The 19,605-nt window shown below is 38.3% G+C and carries 14 protein-coding genes and 2 pseudogenes; 5 read left to right on the plus strand and 11 right to left on the minus strand.

Annotated features, from left to right (window positions below):
- Nucleotides 1-27: 27 nt before the first annotated feature.
- The 11 genes from ACRRVB_RS00130 to vgrG all read right to left on the minus strand — a co-directional run bounded on the left by ACRRVB_RS00130 (nucleotide 28) and on the right by vgrG (nucleotide 16,532).
- Complete coding sequence (locus ACRRVB_RS00130) at nucleotides 28-1,794, minus strand: ABC transporter ATP-binding protein (RefSeq protein WP_432466011.1); 1,767 nt, start codon at nucleotides 1,792-1,794, stop codon at nucleotides 28-30.
- Nucleotides 1,795-1,847: 53 nt separating this feature from the next.
- A complete protein-coding gene (locus ACRRVB_RS00135) occupies nucleotides 1,848-1,985 on the minus strand; it encodes a hypothetical protein (protein WP_432466012.1) in 138 nt (45 codons plus the stop codon).
- A gap of 141 nt (nucleotides 1,986-2,126) precedes the next feature.
- The gene (trxA, locus tag ACRRVB_RS00140; protein ID WP_432466013.1) at nucleotides 2,127-2,453 is read right to left on the minus strand and encodes a thioredoxin; all 327 of its coding nucleotides are present in this window, start codon (nucleotides 2,451-2,453) and stop codon (nucleotides 2,127-2,129) included.
- A gap of 152 nt (nucleotides 2,454-2,605) precedes the next feature.
- Nucleotides 2,606-5,239 carry an alanine--tRNA ligase gene (gene alaS, locus ACRRVB_RS00145; protein ID WP_432466014.1) on the minus strand — a complete coding sequence of 878 codons (2,634 nt, stop codon included), beginning with the start codon at nucleotides 5,237-5,239 and terminating at the stop codon, nucleotides 2,606-2,608.
- 341 nt (nucleotides 5,240-5,580) lie between these two features.
- The gene (locus ACRRVB_RS00150; RefSeq protein WP_432466015.1) at nucleotides 5,581-7,656 is read right to left on the minus strand and encodes a hypothetical protein; all 2,076 of its coding nucleotides are present in this window, start codon (nucleotides 7,654-7,656) and stop codon (nucleotides 5,581-5,583) included.
- A gap of 237 nt (nucleotides 7,657-7,893) precedes the next feature.
- Nucleotides 7,894-10,704, minus strand: a complete 2,811-nt coding sequence (uvrA, locus tag ACRRVB_RS00155) for an excinuclease ABC subunit UvrA (protein WP_432466016.1) — start codon at nucleotides 10,702-10,704, stop codon at nucleotides 7,894-7,896.
- Between the two features lie 103 nt (nucleotides 10,705-10,807).
- Nucleotides 10,808-11,164: a large conductance mechanosensitive channel protein MscL gene (gene mscL / locus ACRRVB_RS00160; protein WP_432466017.1), complete on the minus strand. Its 357-nt coding sequence runs from the start codon at nucleotides 11,162-11,164 to the stop codon at nucleotides 10,808-10,810.
- Nucleotides 11,165-11,287: 123 nt separating this feature from the next.
- Nucleotides 11,288-13,765: a hypothetical protein gene (locus ACRRVB_RS00165; RefSeq protein ID WP_432466018.1), complete on the minus strand. Its 2,478-nt coding sequence runs from the start codon at nucleotides 13,763-13,765 to the stop codon at nucleotides 11,288-11,290.
- A gap of 164 nt (nucleotides 13,766-13,929) precedes the next feature.
- Nucleotides 13,930-14,370 (minus strand): GPW/gp25 family protein, encoded by a 441-nt coding sequence (locus tag ACRRVB_RS00170; RefSeq protein ID WP_432466019.1) that lies wholly within the window; start codon nucleotides 14,368-14,370, stop codon nucleotides 13,930-13,932.
- A complete protein-coding gene (locus ACRRVB_RS00175; protein ID WP_432466020.1) occupies nucleotides 14,363-14,671 on the minus strand; it encodes a PAAR domain-containing protein in 309 nt (102 codons plus the stop codon). The genes ACRRVB_RS00170 and ACRRVB_RS00175 overlap by 8 nt, the downstream gene beginning before the upstream one ends.
- A gap of 70 nt (nucleotides 14,672-14,741) precedes the next feature.
- Nucleotides 14,742-16,532: a type VI secretion system tip protein VgrG gene (vgrG, locus tag ACRRVB_RS00180; protein ID WP_432466021.1), complete on the minus strand. Its 1,791-nt coding sequence runs from the start codon at nucleotides 16,530-16,532 to the stop codon at nucleotides 14,742-14,744.
- A 336-nt stretch (nucleotides 16,533-16,868) separates the two neighbouring features.
- On the opposite strand from vgrG, the pseudogene ACRRVB_RS00185 reads away from it, so the two are divergent.
- The 5 genes and pseudogenes from ACRRVB_RS00185 to ACRRVB_RS00205 all read left to right on the plus strand — a co-directional run.
- Nucleotides 16,869-17,050 (plus strand): annotated as a pseudogene (locus tag ACRRVB_RS00185) (IS982 family transposase); the annotation flags it as partial.
- Between the two features lie 285 nt (nucleotides 17,051-17,335).
- A complete protein-coding gene (locus ACRRVB_RS00190; protein WP_432466022.1) occupies nucleotides 17,336-17,464 on the plus strand; it encodes a hypothetical protein in 129 nt (42 codons plus the stop codon).
- Nucleotides 17,465-17,482: 18 nt separating this feature from the next.
- Nucleotides 17,483-18,049, plus strand: coding sequence for an IS3 family transposase (locus ACRRVB_RS00195; protein ID WP_432466023.1), 567 nt, complete (start codon nucleotides 17,483-17,485; stop codon nucleotides 18,047-18,049).
- Between the two features lie 9 nt (nucleotides 18,050-18,058).
- A pseudogene (locus tag ACRRVB_RS00200) lies at nucleotides 18,059-18,408 on the plus strand (transposase); the annotation flags it as partial.
- 162 nt (nucleotides 18,409-18,570) lie between these two features.
- On the plus strand, nucleotides 18,571-19,605 hold a 1,035-nt coding region (locus ACRRVB_RS00205; protein ID WP_432466024.1), incomplete at its 3' end, for an IS256 family transposase.

Genomic DNA, 19,605 nt, shown 5'->3' on the forward strand with positions numbered 1-19,605 from the left:
TCAATACATAATTTTTTTTCGTAGCTTTTATAGTGCATGCATGCCATCGAACTGTAACCTACACATATTTGCATAAAAAGGACTGGTCTTTAAAAGCGTCTTATGGGGGCCATTGGCAATTATTTTACCGCTATTAAATACCAACAATCGATCCATTTCCGCCAAAACGGCTAGTCTATGGGCAATTACAATAATGGTTTTATCGACCATAATGGTCGAAAGGCTTTCTTGTATTTCATTTTCAGTAATGGCATCCAATGCAGAAGTAGCCTCATCTAAGATGAGAATAGGGGCATTTTTTAATACAGCACGTGCAATCGCGATCCGTTGACGCTGCCCACCTGAAAGATTTGACCCTCTTTCTCCAACTAAAGTATGGTACCCTTTGGATAGATGCATAATAAAATTATGACACTTTGCTTTTTTAGCAGCATCAATCACTTCATCATCTGTTGCTTCCCTACGTCCATAACGGATATTTTCCAAAATACAGGTATGAAAAAGCGTGGTATCTTGGGGTATAACAGAAATAGCAGCACGCAATGATGCTTGGGTAACGGTGGAGATATCTTGCCCATCAATGGTAATTACACCTTCATTGAGGTCAAAAAACCTCAACAATAAATGGATAAAAGTAGTTTTGCCACTGCCCGATAAACCTACCAATCCTACTTTTTCACCAGGCGCTATAGCAATGGTTTGATTCTGGAATATAGGGTTATCTGATCCATAAGAAAAAGAAACGTTTTGAAATGCAATAGCAGCTGACTGACATTTAAGTACAGAGGCGTTGGGTGCATCTAGAACGGCATGTTCTTTTTGTAATAACTTTAATGCTTGTTGACAATAGCCAATTTCTTCAAAGAAATCAGGAAATTCTGCTACAGAGACCCAAACCAAATTACAAATATTATTACCAGCATAAAAAATGTAGGTAACTTCAGAAATAGAAAGCTTACCCAGTTGCCAATAATAGATTACATAAGCGATCATTCCTATGCCCATAAAGCCCATAGAAAGACCACTAATGATAAAATGTAGGCGCATGATCAGCCTTAAAGCTTTTTTATGTGCTTCTTTTTCTGCTGCTTGTGGGGCCAATAAATGAACAATTTCTTGATTTTTAGGTGCAAAAAGTTTTATACTTAATATATTGGTAAAGCCATCTACTATACTACCAGACAAGCGGCTTACCTTTTCTGCATGTAATGCTACACCCTGGCTGCATTTTTTTGAATAAAAAAAGTAAGTAGCGGTATGGAGTATCAGCCAAACCATTAATACGCCACCAAAGATCGGATGTATACAGGTAAAAGAGATAACACCTGCGCACATGGTGCAAAATGTAGGCAAAAATGAAGAAATAATAATCATCATGACTTGACTGATGCCATCGGTTAAATCATTGATTCGTTTTACCAAATCACCGGAAAAATGGGCTGTAAAAAATTGGTAAGAATGTCCTTGCAAATGGCGTACAATCCATGTACGTATTTTTGCTTCAAAATCAGGAATAGTTTTGACTTTCATATAGTCAAATAGACGAAATAAAACCTCTATTAGCCCAATTATCCCTAACAAAAGGATCAACGGACCAGCTAGTTTTATCCAGCTATCTGTTCTATTTTTGTCTAATGCGGTAAGTCGTGTGACGAGTATTTTAAAGGCATAGGGGACCACCAAATTATCAAGTACAAAACAGATTCGAAAACAAGCCATGGCTATGAAATACCATTTGAATGGCGCTATAAAATGGAGGATAAAGCTTTTTAGATTTTTAGTAATAGGATGCATGGATAAAAAAGGGTAAAAAATATCTATTGACTGGATTCGGAAAAAAATTCTACTTAAAATAGTTTACCGTTGATCATAAAGATACGCCATCCTCCCATGGAAAAAGTTACTTTATTTTTTACATGAAGGGTAGTACTGGGTATAGCATGGGCAGCTATGCGCGCGAATAATAGACTATCGTAACGTTGCATGTATAAGATTAAGGGCAAAAAAAGGCCAATATAACCTTTGATAAAAATAAATTACCTCTAAGATACATTACCCTGTAGGATCAATTCAAACAAGCCTTTATAGAAGCACTTTTTGGAACCAGCTGTATAAAAAACAGCCTACTAAGGCAAATATTTGTCCAAGGAGGGCTGAATTTGTGTAATAGGAAGATTTCCTACCAAACGATCTACCTGTTGACCTTCATAAAAAAACAACATAGTAGGTATGGTACTGATAAAATATTTAGCAGGGATTTGACTATTTTCACTTATATTAAGCTTGGCAACCAATGCTTTTCCTTTGTAGATGGTAGCAATCTGTTCTATTACAGGCGCAAGTTGTAGGCAAGGGCCACACCAAGGCGCCCAAAAATCCACTAAAACAAGTTTATGCTGGCTGATTACTTTATCAAACTGCGCATCTGTAATATCTAGTATATTTTGGTCCATAAGTTAAAATAGTCTTATTAAAGGGCATTGCCCAGAAGTTATACGCCATTAAGGGAAATTTAAAAAATTCTGCTATCATACACAAAATTTCATACGGTATAGATGGCTGCGATCTATACTTTGGATACAATTATAGGCAAAAAAGCTGTCATTCAACGGTTAGATGGATGGGACATGATGAAAGTTTTTCTTGCTGCTTGTAATGCAGCTGCTATACCTGCGGGCTGATTGCCTTTAGCAGTTGCAAAAAAAGGTTGCCCTCCTCCCTTACCACCAATAAAAGGGGCTATAGATTGGATGATCTGATGGGCATCGTTGTAGGGGAGCAACGGATCGGATACCGATAGGACTAAATGGGCTTGTTGTTCAAATATAGCGGCCAATAGGACAAATATTTGGGGATATTTGCCTTTATAGTGCAAAGCAATCTGTTGCAAAGCATGGGGATGGGGTGGCTGGACGGTTTGAATCAGTAGGTAGAGGTCACCGACTTGTTCCAATTGGTGGGACAACTGTTGGATGATTTGTTGGACCGCTTTGGTTTCATAGCCCATCAACTGCCTTTGGAGCTGTTTTTTTTCATAGACCAACTTTTCTACTGCCTGCACGAGGTCTTTAGGATGTTTGAGCAGATTTGCTACTGTCGTTAAAGCAGCGGATTGTTGGGTGACAAAATGGTCGGCACTACGGGCGGTTAGGGCTTCTATTCTCCGTATGCCTGTACCTATAGCGCTCTCATGGATGATCTTGAAAAAGCCAATTTGTCCAGTATGGGCTACATGGGTGCCGCCACAAAGCTCTATAGAGTAGGTAGGATCAAAGGTAATAACCCGTACGGTTGCCCCATATTTCTCACCAAATAGCGCTTGTGCGCCCATGGATTTGGCTTCAGCCAGTGGAAGGCTACGTTGTTCTAGACAGGGTATATTGGCTCTGATTTTTTGGTTTACAATGGCTTCAATTGCTTCTATTTGTATAGTAGACAACTTGGTAGGATGGGCAAAATCAAAGCGCAATAGATTAGGTGTCACCAAGGAACCTTTTTGGACTACATGGCTACCTAATAGTTGTTGTAAAGCAGCCTGTAAAAGATGGGTAGCAGTATGGTTGTTGGCAGCCAAAGTACGTTGGAGGGGATCTACCTGTGCTACTACAGGTAGCGCCAACTGAGCCGGCAGCTGATCAACGGTATGAACGATTAAGCCATGTTCTTTTTGTACATCTACCACTGGAATAGACTCTGCACCCGATCGAATCACCCCTGTATCGGCTACTTGCCCCCCTCCTGCTGGGTAAAAAGGGGTAGCGGATAATACCAATTGATAGACCATGCCTGTTTTATTGGTAAAGGTACGCCATTGTACAATAGTGGTGGTAACCTCCAATTGATCATAGCCAACAAAAGAGGGTTCAGCCGATGGATGGACCATTTGCCAATCGCCTTGCGAGATGGTGGCATCTTTTTTTGCACGTGCTTTTTGGGCCTGGAGTGCTTGTTCGAAACCGGCTTCATCTACCATCAGTCCCTTCTCTTTGGCCATCAATAGGGTAAGGTCTAAAGGGAACCCATAGGTATCATAAAGCTCAAAAGCTACACTGCCTGCTATTACCCCTTGGTAGCTCTTACTTGGATCTAGGTGATTAAAGCGGTGCAACCCTGTTCCTAATGTCTTTAAGAAGGCAGTTTCTTCTGCTTGAATCAGTTGTGCGATATAGCCTTGTTGGTTGGTTAGGTTGGGGTAGACGCCTTCCATTTGTGCAGCTAAAACAGGAACCAATTGATGGATAAAAGGTTCTTTTATAGCCAAGTGGCTATAGCCATAGCGCATGGCACGACGTAAAATACGGCGGATCACATAACCGGCTTTGGCCTGTGCAGGGGGTTGGCCATCGGCAATGGCAAAGGCTACTGCACGGAGGTGGTCTGCAATGACCCGCATGGCTACTGCAATAGTAGTACTTTTCTGGTAGCTTTTACCAGCGATCTGCTCTATTTTCTCAATCAGTGGGATAAAAATATCGGTATCGTAGTTAGATGTTTTGCCTTGTAACACCATAGCCAATCGCTCTAACCCCATACCGGTATCAATGTGTTTATGGGGCAGGTCTACCAATTTGCCAGAAGCTTGTCGGTTGTATTGCATAAATACTAAGTTCCAAATCTCTATGACTTGGGGATGGCCTGTATTCACCAATTGGGCAGCGGGTAGCGCCTTACATTCGGCATCCGAACGGATATCCAGATGGATTTCAGAACAGGGACCACAGGGGCCTTGTGCACCCATTTCCCAAAAATTATCTGCTTTGGCAAAGGAAAGAATATGGTCAGCCGGGAGGTATTGGCCCCAAAGGGCAGCAGCTTCATCATCTTTTGGCAAGCCATCTTGCACATCTCCTCCAAATATGGTGGCATAGATGCGTTCCTTAGGCAGGTGATAGACGGCTGTTAGGAGTTCCCATGCCCAGTCGATAGCCTCTTTTTTAAAATAATCGCCAAAGGACCAATTGCCCAACATCTCAAAAAGGGTATGGTGATAAGTATCGACGCCTACTTCTTCAAGGTCATTGTGTTTACCGGAAACACGTAAACAGGGTTGTACCGTAACCACACGAGGGGCAATAATGGGTTGATTGCCTAAAAGGATATCCTTAAAGGGATTCATTCCGGCATTGACAAAAAACAAAGAGGGGTCCTCTTTGTTGACAATACCCACTCCAGATTGATGGAGGTGTTTTTTTTGTATAAAAAATTGGAGGAATTTTTCTCTAATGGATTTAGATTGCATGGTTTAAATGGTTTCACTCTCTGCACCATACGGGTCACTGCTATGGGCCTAAGACTTTTTTTGATAACAGAATAACACAACAACTACCAACCATCTACAATGGGCAGCAGGGTTACTGCATAAACAAATAAAAAGACCAATATATAAAATATTTTTATGTAATGGTATACAGTGGAAAGAGATTGGGGAAAGGACTATTGAAATTAGGGAATAGGCTATATAAAAAAATAAGGTTTTATTTTTTATAAGTAGATATAAAAAATGGAGAACTAGCTTTTGCTAGTTCTCCATTGGGAAGATTAAACCTAAAAAGATAGGATCAATAATTAGACAGTTAGATGCTAAGCATTATTTTGACTTTTATTTTTATTTATGTATTCCGTTTTCATGTTATTAATATGATTAACATGAGGGCTATTTAAAGGCTGACCAGGAAAATACCTTTTGAAGTTTTCATTTGTTAATTTAAATGATTCTTCTTTAACCAAAGCCTCTACTCGAGCAGTAAGAATGCCTCTTATAGATGAATAGTCTTTTTTTATTGCTTTAACAACCGTTTCAATATTAAAAGCTTTGGATTTAGACGTGTCCGAAATACCTTTATATGTAACATATGCATGACCACGCTTCTCTTGCAATTTTTTATGGATACTCGTTATAAAATTTGCAATTTTTTGGGTTACATGTGTAGGTTGATACTTATCTTCTTCCTTGTAAAGAACAGCATAATTTGCTTCTCTTTTAATTTCTGATTGAACCAATTCGATAAGATCTTTAACTGAACCTGAGTTTTTAGAAACAAGTATAGGCGCAGCATTAGAGCCTTCTAGACCACTTTGATAGTCAAAAAGTTTTTTAAGAATAACAAAAGCAATTTTCTGCTCAATAGTTGCACTAGAAGTCAAGAAATCTTCATTAGACAAAAGTGCAGATAGAGAATCAAAGAACTCTTTATTTACATTTACATGAACTAATCCGAATATCTTTCCAAGATTAACAAGTAACTTACTTGCATTACTGCCTCCCGCAATATGCTCTAGTTTGATTTCGCCACTTTGGTAGGTTGATTCTTTATTAACTGATTCTTCAGATTTGTCTTTGATACCTTCCAGAATGCTATTTTCAATACTGGTTATATCTGGGATACAATATAATTTGCTTAATCCAGTCTTACCATTGTTTATATGCTGAGCTAAAGTTGTAACAAAAACGCCAGTTTGAAAATTTGTAGCTTGGTCTGCCAGGATCCTAAATGTTGTATTATTTCCTTCAAGCTGGATCCATGGAATATCCTGGCTTACTGCAGTTTCATGAGGTTCAAATTTAATAAAGTCCACTGATGATACATCACCATTAAACAATGTAGTAAGAAGATGACCACATTGAAGATCTTGCTTAACAGGTGCAGTGAGGATATCTTTGTATGATTGATCGCTTGGAAGATCTAATACCATGCCGTCTTTAAAGTCCTTAGTTATTTTACTAGAAATTGGAAAGACTGGAATTTCTGGCGCAGGACTTTGAGTTTCACCCTGAATTCGCCATTTTTTACTTATAGCGCACCCCCTATGTTTAACATTATCTAGGGCTTCAGTAAGATTTACATCGTCAACTGCTTTACCCATAACCCATACGGGCCCTAAAGATACTTTTAATGCATCAGCCACATGATGTGTCTTGTCTTCATCATTTATTGTTTTACCAGTTAAAAACCTACCTAACCTATCCTTAGTAAGAAATTCAACGTCATTGGAATCAAAAAATTTACGATGTGCGCTAAATTTTGAGTTAACTGTGTCAAGCTCTAACTCAGCATAATACTTATCTAACTTATGTAAGAGGTCCGTCATATTGCTACTTAATGCACCCTGATGGGTATATTTCACGGTATCTTTATATATGTCAGAGAATTTTGACCATACATCAATAATTTCTGTAAGAGCGCAACCAAAAGCATATTTATGTCTAATTCCTTTCATAGAACGAGCAGAACGGAATTCCATGCCTACTAGACTTTGAAAAACAGTTTGCAATTCAGGATCAATAGGATAAACTTGTGACCATGGAGCATTAGAGAAAGAGTTACAGAGGTTATTAAGATTGTCTTTTGCATTCGCGCCTGTAAAGTCGCTTGGATTAACTTGGTAAACTCTATTACCTAAACGTTCTATTCCCGCAATACTTATCAAATAGTGATATATGTCCTTAACTACTTTTATGTAATCTTGAGTAAGCGGCTTACCGGACGCATCCTTAGGTTTTTCTCCCTCAGCAACGTTCTGCGCATTTTCTCCTGTCTGTCCTCCAGCTACATTTTCTGTATTTTTTTTGTCGGTACAATTGCTACCTAGTAATACTCCAGCTAATAATAAACTGGATAAAGAAGGGATGTTGTTTCTAATTTTTTTATAAACCATTTTGACTTAATTTTAATGTTAATTATTTAATGTAACCTAACCAATGTGTTAAACAGGTAATAGTACGCTATTGCAATGGACCTATACAATAAATATAGTATATAATTATATATTATGCAAATAGGCCACTTTCACTGCCGCTAATTTGCAGCATGCACAGCTTTGCATCAAAACCGTTTGAAAAAAAGATTTGCTACAACAATGGTAATACAAAAAAAAATACCATCCAACTATTTGTTACATTTTTTGTTTCAAATAATGGGCGGTATGGTTGCCTTCTTGTTGGAGCAATGCTTCAGGTCTACCGGTAAATACGACTTTACCGCCTTGCTGGCCTCCATCAGGGCCTAGGTCAATCAGCCAATCGGCGCTTTTGATTACATCGATATGGTGTTCAATGACGAGGGCAGTATGGCCTTGGGCGATTAAGGCGTGAATGGCTTGTAACAATTGGGCTACGTCGTGCATATGGAGGCCCGTAGTGGGTTCATCAAATATAAATAATAGATGCTGATCGGTTAATTCTTTTTCTAAATAATAGGCCAACTTAAGCCGCTGGGCTTCTCCTCCACTTAAGGAACTGGAAGATTGTCCCAACTGGATATACCCCAACCCTACGTTTTGCAAAACTTTTAATTTATGGACCATAAGGGGTTGATCGGCAAAAAAAAGCAATGCTTCGTCTACGGTCATGCAGAGTACCTGGACAATGGTTTGGCCAGCATAGGTTACTTCAGCTATTTCGGCTTTAAATCGACTTCCTTTGCAACGGCTACAGGGTAGGTAAATATCTGCCATAAATTGCATGTCTATCTTTTGCTGACCTTCTCCTCGACAGTCGGGACATTGCCCTTTTTCGGAATTAAAAGAAAAATGACCTGATTGATAGCGGCGGGAACGGGCGGTGGTGGTTTGGGCAAAAAGGTCTCGAATGGAATCATAGAGGCCTAAATAGGTGGCGGGGTTAGAACGGGAAGATTTGCCCAATGGATTTTGGTGGACCAACTCTACGCCTTGAATGGCGGCTAGATCGCCGCCCAATAGGATAGATGGAAGGGCGGACTGCCCTAAAAGGGCTGAAGACTTGGTCAGGTGTTGGATTAAGGCAGGATAAAGCACTTCTTTGATAAGCGTGGATTTACCTGATCCACTGACGCCTGTGACGACCGTTAATACTTGTAGGGGAATGGTGACGCTGACCTGATGTAGGTTGTGCAGGGTGGCGTTTTGAATATGTAGCGCATGGTGCCAAGTGCGTCTGCAACTGGGCAATGGAATGGTAGCGGTGCCATTGAGGTATTGGGCGGTATGGGTGGTCGCTTGCTGCAAGGCTTGAAAGGAACCCTGAAAAACCAATGTGCCTCCACCGGCACCTGCTTGAGGACCTATCTCAATAAGGGTGTCGGCGGCACGCATGACCAATTCTTCATGCTCTACGACTACAACGGTGTTGCCTTGATTTCTTAAATTTAAAAGCAATGCTACCAACTGATCGGTATCACGGGGATGGAGCCCAATGGTGGGCTCATCTAAAATGTAAATGGTGCCAAAAAGGGGACTGCCTAATGCAGTGGCCAATTTAATGCGTTGATGTTCTCCGCCAGATAGGGTGGCAATGGGTCTGCTCAGGGTTAAATAGGCTAAGCCAACTTGGGCCATATAATGGAGCCTATTTTTGATTTCTACTACGATTCTTTGGGCAATGGCTGCTTGGCGTGGCGTAAGGGATAATCGATCAAAAAAAGGCATTAAGTCGTGAATGGGCATCAACAATAGGTCTATCATGGAATGGTTATCGATTTTAACGTAGTGGGCATCTGCACGTAAACGGCTGCCTCGGCAAGCCAAACAGGTGGTTTTACCGCGGTAACGGGATAGCAAAACCCGATATTGTATTTTATCGGTTTGGGTAGCGCAAAAATCAAAGAATCGATCAATACCTATAAAATCGCCATGACCTTGCCATAGCAGCTTTTGTTGGTCTGGAGTCAAGTGGCTATAGGGAATGTCAATGGGAAAATGAAGGGCTTCATGGAGGGCGAAAAGGGGAAGCAACCACTTACGCATAATGGGACCCGTCCAGGGGGCAATGGCACCCTCTAGCAGGGAAAGCGCTGGGTTGGGTACTACTTTACAGGGGTCTATGCCGATCAATTGCCCGAGGCCTGAACAACTTTTACAAGCGCCATGGGGAGTATTAAAACTAAAAAAGGAAAGAGTAGGTAGGGTAAAAGGGATGCCGTCTAATTCAAATCGATCTAAAAAAGATTTTTGCACCCCTCCAATAAGCGCTACGACCAGATGGCCGATGCCTTCAAAAAAGGCGGTTTGAACAGAATCTGCTATTCTATAGGAATAGGTCTGATCGGCTTTGGTGACGATCATACGGTCTACCAGCCCATAAATGGGCTGCTCTAACGAGAGAAAAGTATTTCCTTCCAATAGCTCTTCTATCCAAAAAAGTGCATTCCCTTGCATGACTCTGGTAAATCCTTTGCCTTGTTCGACTTTTAATTTTTTTACTAAGGCGGTTTGATCGGCGACTACTATGGGATAGAGGATCCAAATTTTGGTACCTTCTGGCTGTTGTTGAATGTAGTCTACTACGTCGGAAACGTTATCTTTTTTAACTGGTTGTCCACTGATGGGAGAATAGGTTGTACCTATACGGCTATAGAGTAAACTGAGATAGTCACAAAGCTCTGTAAGGGTACCTACGGTAGAACGGGGATTTTTATTGGTAACGTTTTGCCGAATGGCAATAGCTGGAGAAAGACCTTGAATTGAATCCACTGGAGGCTTTTCCATTTTACCTAGAAACTGGCGCGCATAGGCGCTGACGCTCTCTATATACATACGCTGGGCTTCTACAAAAAGGGTATCTAAGACCAAAGAAGATTTGCCCGAACCGGATAATCCTGTAACGACTACTAGCTGGTTGCGTGGAATGGCTACATTTACTTTTTTAAGATTATGTATGCTGGCTCCCTTTATAATAATAAAATCTTTGGGACTAAGCTGATCTAAGTCTAATGAATGGCAGTGCATAAATGGTATATGGTATGGAATGGCTTCTGGTTCATAGAGCGGAACAATGAGCTGATGGCTATTCGGGCGCTACAATAGCCTTATTGGGGAAACGGCTGTAAAGCTACTTTTTAAGCGCATCTCTTATTTCTGGCCTTTCCGTAGAGCCATCTGCATTAGGTGCTTTTTCCAATTCTTTAAGGCCATAGAGCATTTTTACTAAAACAAAAACGACCAAACTAATGACGAAAAAGTTGAGCACCGCTGCCGCAAAATGGCCAATTTTAATACCTGGACCAATGACTATGGATGACCAATGTTGATCTGCTTTGGCCAATAGTGGATGGACCATAGGCATAAAAAGATCTTCTACTATTGCAGTAACCATCTTACCAAATGCGCTACCCATAATAACCCCTACGGAAAGGTCTATTACATTGCCTCTAAAGGCAAATTTTTTAAATTCTTCTATAAAAGACATAACTAGATTGGATCTATAGATCATTGGATAATACCGGAAGCTGTCTTAAATATAATGGAATGGCTCGATAGATACAATAACATGGTCCTACGCGCAATGGATGGAGGCTATACTGCTTTATGGCTATGGCGTGGTTTTGTTATTATAAAGCGCTATCAGATCCATGAGTAGTTTGGCTGCTTCATCTACTGCTATTTTATCAGCAGTCGGATCCATTTTCAATTCTATCCATGTCTTATAGGCTTGCTCAAAAGTTTCCATATCACCAAAATCCAACCACAAAATATTGGTAAGTATATGGGCAGGTCCTTCTATTATAACCATTTCTTCTATGGCATGCCTAAATACAGATTGCTGAAATCTAGCTGGCCACGCAGGGAAAACCATGGTCATGGTAAATGAATAAGGGTCTTCTGCTGTGGTTAATGTATCTCCACTTCTAAGCAAAATATGTTCTATTAAGTGAAATCCTTCACATGCTTCATTCAATGATCTAAACAATGCTAAGCTTTGTTGTACAACAGCTTCTGCTTGCTCAATCTGCATCATGGGCTTAGCACCGGTGATGAGCTCAATGGTTTGCGTTTTTGCTTTATCTACATAAAGTAGAATGTTATGCACCCCATTGGCTTTTTTGACAATATTGTAATGTTTTTCATCGATGGCATAGGACATCACTAAGGATTGTATGTTTTCATATTTCCCTTTAAACATAAACATTTCATCGTTTTCTGTCTGCGAATGGTTGCCTAAGAAAAGATCTAAAGTATATTGCATAGCCGTCTTTTCTAAGTACATACTATGCTTAACCACCTGATGAAAAAGACGTTTTTTTAAACTTTTAATGCCTAAATTACGGTAAATACGTCGCTTAAAACCAGATGGTATATAATCAATCCAGTTGTTGACCGAATGGGCTGTTATATGGGCCGCTCGGTTTCTATCTCTACTGATGGAAATGTAATCTTTTAGAAAAAGTGCTTTATTGGCATTCAACCCATCCAATTGTTTTGCTTCATTTTTAGGATAGTGAAAGAGTGAGTAAATGGTAAATCGTTCTGCAAAATAAGCCAATAAATGGTCTAACATCCTTGATCGCTTGTCTAAGCTTCGAATATCGCTTTCCAATGTACTATTGATGTAGGCGCAATAGGCCGTTTCATCCCCTTCTACTTGATCTCCAAGAGATGGAGAGGCTATTGTATCTTTTATATCTAGATACTTTTTTTGTACTACAAAATCAAGATCATTACCTGGATCACTTGCTTTAGTAGGTTGTTTGATAATGGTGTGCATGCGGGGCACCTCCAAGGGTAACCTGCTATTGGGCTTGTTATAATGTTCGCTATAGATGGCCATAGTGTGCTTGACATTGGATAACTTAACCAAATAATTGGCAAAAAGTTGGTCAAAAAACATCAAAAAACCTTTTAATTGTTTTGCTTTAGCATGGTTTTCAATTGTTTCAGATGGAGTACATCCTTCGTGGCCTACATTATACAGTAAAGGAAAATCGTGCTGTATGGAAACATGGTCTTCTAAATACCTATAGTTTCCTTCTAGCACAAAAACATCCTCTTCTTGTAAATAGACTTTTGTTAAAGTACCTCTTCCTTTCATATTTTCCAGTATATCAAGTACTTTTACCCAATTTGTCGTCAAAGGTAGGCCATTATAATGGAGGATAATTTCACTGTGTGGCAGATCCAGTACGAAAGACCGGTCTGGTAAAATGGGTATGGTAATGCTGCTTGTTCTTCCCTCTTTTTCATGAATAAAAAGATCAAAGTTCAATACATTTTTAATATTAGCTATTTTAGTGGCTGCTTCTAAAAGTTCAACTGCATAAATTATCGATTTGCTTTTCAGATAGATTAACTCTTCTTGATCTATAAAACCTTGGTTGAGCAATGGCCCTGTAAAGATTTGATCTATGGTTCTGCCTTTATCTAGCAATTGGCTGATGCTGTAAAAAGGAACACGGGGTGACAAAAATTCTTGAAAAGCAAATAATATCTGAGCAATGATTGTTTCGCCCTCTTCATACCCCAAGCAATGGGCTACTTCAAAGGTAGCTTTAACGCTAATAGGAAGTGTTTCCATGGCCTGAATAAGAAAAAAATCTTCACATAGATTTCTTTGCCCATATAATCTTTTCTGAATGACCTGCAACACTTCTTGCTCTTGTGGGGTATGACGGATGCGTTCTTCCAAATTTACAAAAATCTTATAACCGCCTTTGATTTCTTTTGGTCCATCACTTAAAAAGATATTTGCGTTTTTTACGCCTGGAACATCTAGTACAATTTTTAAAAAGTCCCACTGGGTGAGCGGATTACAGGGCAGAATTTCTTCAGCTTTGTAAAATGGTTGTTCATTGGTATGGGCTACTGTATCAGGATCTTTGGCCCAAATATCTTCTATATAAAAATTGGTTCTATATTGGAGATCCATAATCGCAAAAGCCAATACTTCTAAAATGGTGATCCCAGGGTCATGGTCTCCATAGTCTGTCCATTTCTTTCCTGCTAACTGTTGTATGTAGGCAATCCCTTGTTCCTTTAAGAAAGGATAGTCAATGTCTTGTGGACTATTTTCCATAGTAGGTATCTATAAATAATGCTGATTTTAAAGTTATAGTGAATAAAGTACAGCTAGCAGAACAACAATAGAGAGGCTATTTATATGGCTGTATACTGACTTTTTATATATCTGATTTAATTGATTGTTAACGATCTATTTACATACTATTTATGGGCAAGATATTATTTATTAAATACAGGATGATAGCCATATTGGATGGTTTCTTCTATATTTAAGTGTTTAATTTTATAATTCACTTGAATATCAATTGTTCCCTCCTCTTTATTGGAACTGGTCAATTGAATATCAAGGACCTCTACCCTAGGTTCATGTTCTGTAATGGTTTGCTTGATATTGTTTACCATAAATGTTTCCAAGTTGAGATTCAATTGTTGAAAAGCAAGTGGGGTTAGGTCACAACCATACTTATGTTCCATAATGCGCTCACCTACCCTAGTCCGCATTAAAATGATTAAACTTTCTCTGATATCATGTAGCCCGTTTACCATTTCTACGGTACTGCTATGGTGGTTAAAAGAAGGTGGAAACTTCCACCCTATCCCCAAAAAATTATGCTCATTTTCCATATACTTCTTTGTGATCCATTTGTATATTTTATCCACCAATTATTACAGTAGGGCACCCTTGTAGTATGGTTCCACCCATACCTGTTGTATCGCCTAAGCGTGCAGCAGGTTTACTACCTATTAAAACGGTTAAAGAGCCCTTTACAATGGTATCTGGATGGGGAGGTGGGCCATTACAAAGCATGGTATCTCCCATTCTTGCTGCAGGGAGCTTTCCTATTAAAACCGTTGGACAACCCAATACAATCATTCCTCCAGTAACATGGGGAACAGGGGGAACGCCTGGTGTGACCATGGGACATATGTGCTTATTTAATAATACAGCTGCAGGTGGCATAGTGTGCTAATTATTGTATATCATGCAATGATATATGATGTAATAGTAGAAAATCTACAAAATAATTTTATCAATTGATCAGTACAGTTGTACCTTTTATAATAGTAGCCATACCAGATTTTACTTCGGTACTGGCATTGCCGCTTAGGGTAGCCTTCATGGAGGCTTGTGCATTGATGTTCATACTCTTCAAGTTTACATTTTGCATGCCACTTAGTACAATATCTTTTCCGGCTTGTATGGTGATACTCCCCCTTGCATTTAAATGAATGTCTTTACTACTGCTTAGGTTGATCCCAGTATGGCTTAAAACAACTTTATTGCCATTCTGGTCGACTATTTCAATACTTTTTTGCTTATCTGATAGCTGAATAAGCCCTTTTTTAGCCGTTTTAATAATGATTTCAGGACCGTCTTTGTCATCATGAAAAGTAAATTCTAATTTTTCTCTAGAAACAAAAGATTTAAAAGCATTTTTAGGGTCAATGGTCTTAGGGGATGGATGTTTGCTGCTATAGAGTGCACCTAGAATAATAGGGAATCGAATATCATCATTTACAAAACCTACTACCACTTCATCTTCCAATTCTGGAATAAAAAAAGCACCTGATGCTTGGGTGGCATAAAACGAAGCCAAACGACACCAAATGCCTTCTTTGGGTTTGTCTTGTACCAACGGCAGGTGGACTAAAATCCGATCATGTTTTTGAGGATCTTGTGTAATTTGTTTGACTATACCGAGTTGCAGACCATGCATAGGGGGCATCATGCCTGCTGCTGGAAGTGCACCAATGTCATGGTATTTGTGCATATAGCGCTGTGCATCTAAGCCTAAGGTTAATAGGGTCTGCCAATTTCCATTGGATATAATATGCTGCATACCAGATACATAGGCATCCCCTGCAAAGTGCGTTGCCCCTTTTTCAATAGTAATCATTCGATCATGACGCAATGCACCATTACCTGAAACGGTAACGTTCCCTTTTATTTTTGCTATTCTACTTCGGCTGAGCAAGCCAGTTGCCAACGTTTTGATCTCCAAAGGATCTAGTACACCACTGTGGGATATCGTAACGCTACCTGCTTGGGTAGCAGCGGTTAATTTTTTATAGGAAATACTGCCCATAGATTGTTCGCCTGGATCAGTTGCTTTTTCAGAAACTTTATTGTGCTTGGTACTGTCCCAAGCCTGGGCCGTAACAGCTGACCATGGATCTTTTGAATCTATTTCAGCTTCAAAATCAATAAAATCAACACCATAGGTATAGGTAAAAGCACCTTTACCAGTTGGTTTTGGTTTCTTGATGGAGACTACGCCATCATTTACCACAACAATTTGCCCATTGGATTCAGCTCGAATATTTAAAAAGTCCCAATCAGATATTTCGTGTTGTGAAATATTTTCATGTACAATAGTAGTGGCTTCGATTTTATGGCTTAAGCCACTATATCCATTCAAGATTTTTTTAAAAAGATCGCTATCCTTTATTTTTACAAAATGCATTGTTTTGGGTGCAAGAGTAGTCTTATAGGCAACATCTCTACAGGTCACGGTCAACGTAGATAAGCCGGTTGACCTAGATTGGATGGCCAGTTTAGCTACTACACCTTGAAACAGTTGTGTCAAGCTATCGTCATAGCCAGCTTGTATCACAACAGCAGCACCAATGGCAAAAGTTTTATCATTGGCTATAGAAAAAGTTTGCGACTGAATGCTACCATCATGCAAAACTATTTTTGCATAAGGAATTTTATTGATCCTTTTATCCACTATTATGGATTGTATAGGGTAACTTGTATCTAGGGTTTTACCACCTATTTTTATGGAGTACTTAATAAAATCACCTGATATAGAAGCCATGAAGATAAAAAAATAAAGCAAAAAATATGATTGTGCATGTCGCCTATGTAGATCAAAGTATATCCTTAGCGCAATAAGTCATTAGATACCAACTACTCCCCTGATTTTTTATAGGTTAATTGACTTGCGGATCAGAGGTTTAACCTGAAATAGTAGCACAAATAGGCTCTATTAGATCCATGCATGTTATATGAACCTTTCAATCATGCATAGGTAATAAAGTAAATAACCTGAGCATTTCCAAAAAAATAGACTATAAAGATGATTTTGAGATTAAGCGGATGATAATCATCAAGTCTTTTTTTAAGGTATGGAAATATATTTGGGGTATAGTGGATAAGAAACCTCTTATTAAATCTATCAAAATTAGTTGAAATATATTATGCTATTGATGAATTTCTTATAAAATTTATGCCATATATGGAAAAAAGTTGCTAACCACCTCTCATAGGAAACCAACTAGAGTATGCTCATTGACTTTGAGCGAAATAATTACAATATTAATTGCTTTTCATGTAAAAGCAACTACAAAACTATTCTTTGCTATATCGATCCCTATATATTGCATATTATTAGATGTTTATATTAACTGATTCATCTTGTTAACTATGGTCGCTTACACGGGATTTAATGGCCGGCGAACTATTCAGTTTTTAAGATAAAAAAGCTGGGGATGGAACGTTAAGAACGGTATCTAATACCAACATGAATGCGACTATAATGGACCGAAAAAACTGGACAAAGAATGGTTTAAAATGTTTCCTATTTTAATAGTTTTATTGTTTCAAAATGGATTTTATCAAATGGGAAGAAAAAAGGTCAGAAAATTTAGTTCATTAGAGAAGACTAAAATAGTTTTAGATTTATTGAAAGAAGCATTAACGTTAGTAGAGCTATCGTCCAAGTATGGAGTAACAACCAAAACACTTTAAAATTGGAAACATCAGTTTATGGAGAATGCCTCTTTGGCCTTTGACCCATCCAAAGTTGTTAGTGTATACAAAGATGAAATAGCTCATCTTAAGGATGAAAATGATGCTTTAGCCAAGGCATTAGGTAAAACTACAGTTGAAAGAGATTGGGCAGTGGGAAAGCTAAAGAGCTTGGACTTATTAAGTAAAAAGGGGCTTGTTGAATCCAAGCTTGCTCATCTACCTAAGGCAAGACAGTGTAAGTTATTATCCATTAACCGTTCTTTTCTATATTATAAATCTAGTGTAGAGGATACTTTTAATAGAGATATTATCAATAAGATAGCTGATATTTATAGTAATCATCCAGAATACGGATATCGCTATATATATAACCAGTTATTAGAAGATGGTCTGTATATAGGAAAGAATCGTGTGCTAGATTATATGCGTAGAATGGGTTTATCTGCTGTATATCCTCGTAAAAAGGTTTCTACTTCTTTTAAAACTTGTAAAGATAAAGTACATGGTTATTTACTAGATAAGTATTGGATTTCTTCTGGTCAGACCAAGCGTCTTTATGTACCTCAATCAAATCAAGTTTGAAGCGGTGATATAACTTATATTAAAACTAACAATGGATTTATCTATTTTGCAGCTATAATAGACTGGCATAGTAAGGCTGTATTGAGCTATAAAGTGTCCAATAGCATGGATACAACACTTGTAACAGAGGTTTTAGAAGAAGCCCTTAGTAAATATCCTGCTCCAGAATACTTTAATAGCGATCATGGAAGTCAATATACCAGTCATAATCACATACAATTGTTAAAAAAGTATGGTATTAAAATATCAATGAATGGAAAAGGTAGAAGTATTGATAATATAGTTATAGAGCGTTTTTTAGAACAATAAAATATAACTACTTGTTTATCAATGATTTTAAAAATATTAAAGAGATTAAACGAACTATGTTAAAAGACAAATTTTTCATGATAAATTTTTAATTACTTTGGTTCCTAAATTGACTTTATTTCGGCAAAGGAGTCTTTCTTTTTAAGTGTGTAAATATTTTTTAAGATTTGTAAATTTTGTATTAAATACATTAATTTTTATTCTTTAAAAGTATGAAAAAGAAAGTAAGTTCTCAAGATGGTATAAGCAAAGCGATAGATTTATTAGTAGAATCAGGAGTAGATTTATCGACCCTTTTTGAGAAAGGAGGATTACTCAAAGAACTAAGTAAACGTCTTATAGAAAAAGCCTTAGAGTCAGAAATGGATAATCATTTAGGGTATAATAAGTATTCCCGTAGTGATTCAAATAATGCTCGTAATGGCCCATCTAGCAAACAAGTTATCACTGATAATGGGGTTATATCTGTTGAAGTTCCTAGAGATAGATCCTCTACTTTTGAACCTGTTTTATTACCTAAACGTCAAAGAAGAATTCCTGGTTTAGATGATAAGATTCTATCTCTATATGCAAAAGGGATGAGTGTATCAGATATTCAGATTCAAATACAAGAGTTATATGGGGCAGAAGTTAGTGAAAGTCTGATAAGTAACATCACAGATTCGGTTATTGAAGATGTTAAGATATGGCAAAATCGTCCCTTAGAATCAGTCTATCCTATTGTTTTTTTTGATTGTTTTGTAGTTAAGGTTAGGCAAGATAAACGCATTATAAATAAGTCGGTCTATGTTGCGTTAGGTATAGACCGATTGGGGATAAAAGATGTTTTAGGACTGTGGATGAGTGAAAATGAAGGAGCTAAGTTTTGGTTGGGTAATTTGACAGAGCTCAAAAATCGTGGTATGCAGGATATACTCATTGCTTGTACAGATAATTTGTCAGGTATGTCCGAGGCAATCGCTGCTGTATATCCTAAAACAGAACACCAACTCTGTATCGTTCACCAAATTAGGAATAGCTTGCAGTATGTCTCGTATAAAGATAGAAAGTCATTATCTTCTGATTTAAAGCCAATTTATACATCAGTAACTGAAGAAGAAGCACTTATGGCATTAGAGACTTTTTCCAACAAATGGGATAAACATTATCCACAAATAGCCAAGTCTTGGTATGCCAATTGGAATAATCTGATGGTATTTTTACAATACCCTAACGCAATACGTAGGGTTATTTACACAACGAATATT

Source organism: Candidatus Cardinium hertigii, assembly GCF_050864855.1.
In the GTDB taxonomy this organism is placed as follows: domain Bacteria; phylum Bacteroidota; class Bacteroidia; order Cytophagales; family Amoebophilaceae; genus Cardinium; species Cardinium hertigii_C.

Excerpts from the sequence above, each read along its gene's own strand:
- ACRRVB_RS00130 (WP_432466011.1), bottom strand. The coding sequence starts at position 1,794 with ATGCATCCTATTACTAAAAATCTAAAAAGCTTTATCCTCCATTTTATA.
- ACRRVB_RS00135 (WP_432466012.1), bottom strand. The coding sequence starts at position 1,985 with ATGCAACGTTACGATAGTCTATTATTCGCGCGCATAGCTGCCCATGCT.
- trxA (WP_432466013.1), bottom strand. The coding sequence starts at position 2,453 with ATGGACCAAAATATACTAGATATTACAGATGCGCAGTTTGATAAAGTA.
- alaS (WP_432466014.1), bottom strand. The coding sequence starts at position 5,239 with ATGCAATCTAAATCCATTAGAGAAAAATTCCTCCAATTTTTTATACAA.
- ACRRVB_RS00150 (WP_432466015.1), bottom strand. The coding sequence starts at position 7,656 with ATGGTTTATAAAAAAATTAGAAACAACATCCCTTCTTTATCCAGTTTA.
- uvrA (WP_432466016.1), bottom strand. The coding sequence starts at position 10,704 with ATGCACTGCCATTCATTAGACTTAGATCAGCTTAGTCCCAAAGATTTT.
- mscL (WP_432466017.1), bottom strand. The coding sequence starts at position 11,164 with ATGTCTTTTATAGAAGAATTTAAAAAATTTGCCTTTAGAGGCAATGTA.
- ACRRVB_RS00165 (WP_432466018.1), bottom strand. The coding sequence starts at position 13,765 with ATGGAAAATAGTCCACAAGACATTGACTATCCTTTCTTAAAGGAACAA.
- ACRRVB_RS00175 (WP_432466020.1), bottom strand. The coding sequence starts at position 14,671 with ATGCCACCTGCAGCTGTATTATTAAATAAGCACATATGTCCCATGGTC.
- vgrG (WP_432466021.1), bottom strand. The coding sequence starts at position 16,532 with ATGGCTTCTATATCAGGTGATTTTATTAAGTACTCCATAAAAATAGGT.
- ACRRVB_RS00190 (WP_432466022.1), top strand. The coding sequence starts at position 17,336 with ATGGGAAGAAAAAAGGTCAGAAAATTTAGTTCATTAGAGAAGACTAAA.
- ACRRVB_RS00195 (WP_432466023.1), top strand. The coding sequence starts at position 17,483 with ATGGAGAATGCCTCTTTGGCCTTTGACCCATCCAAAGTTGTTAGTGTA.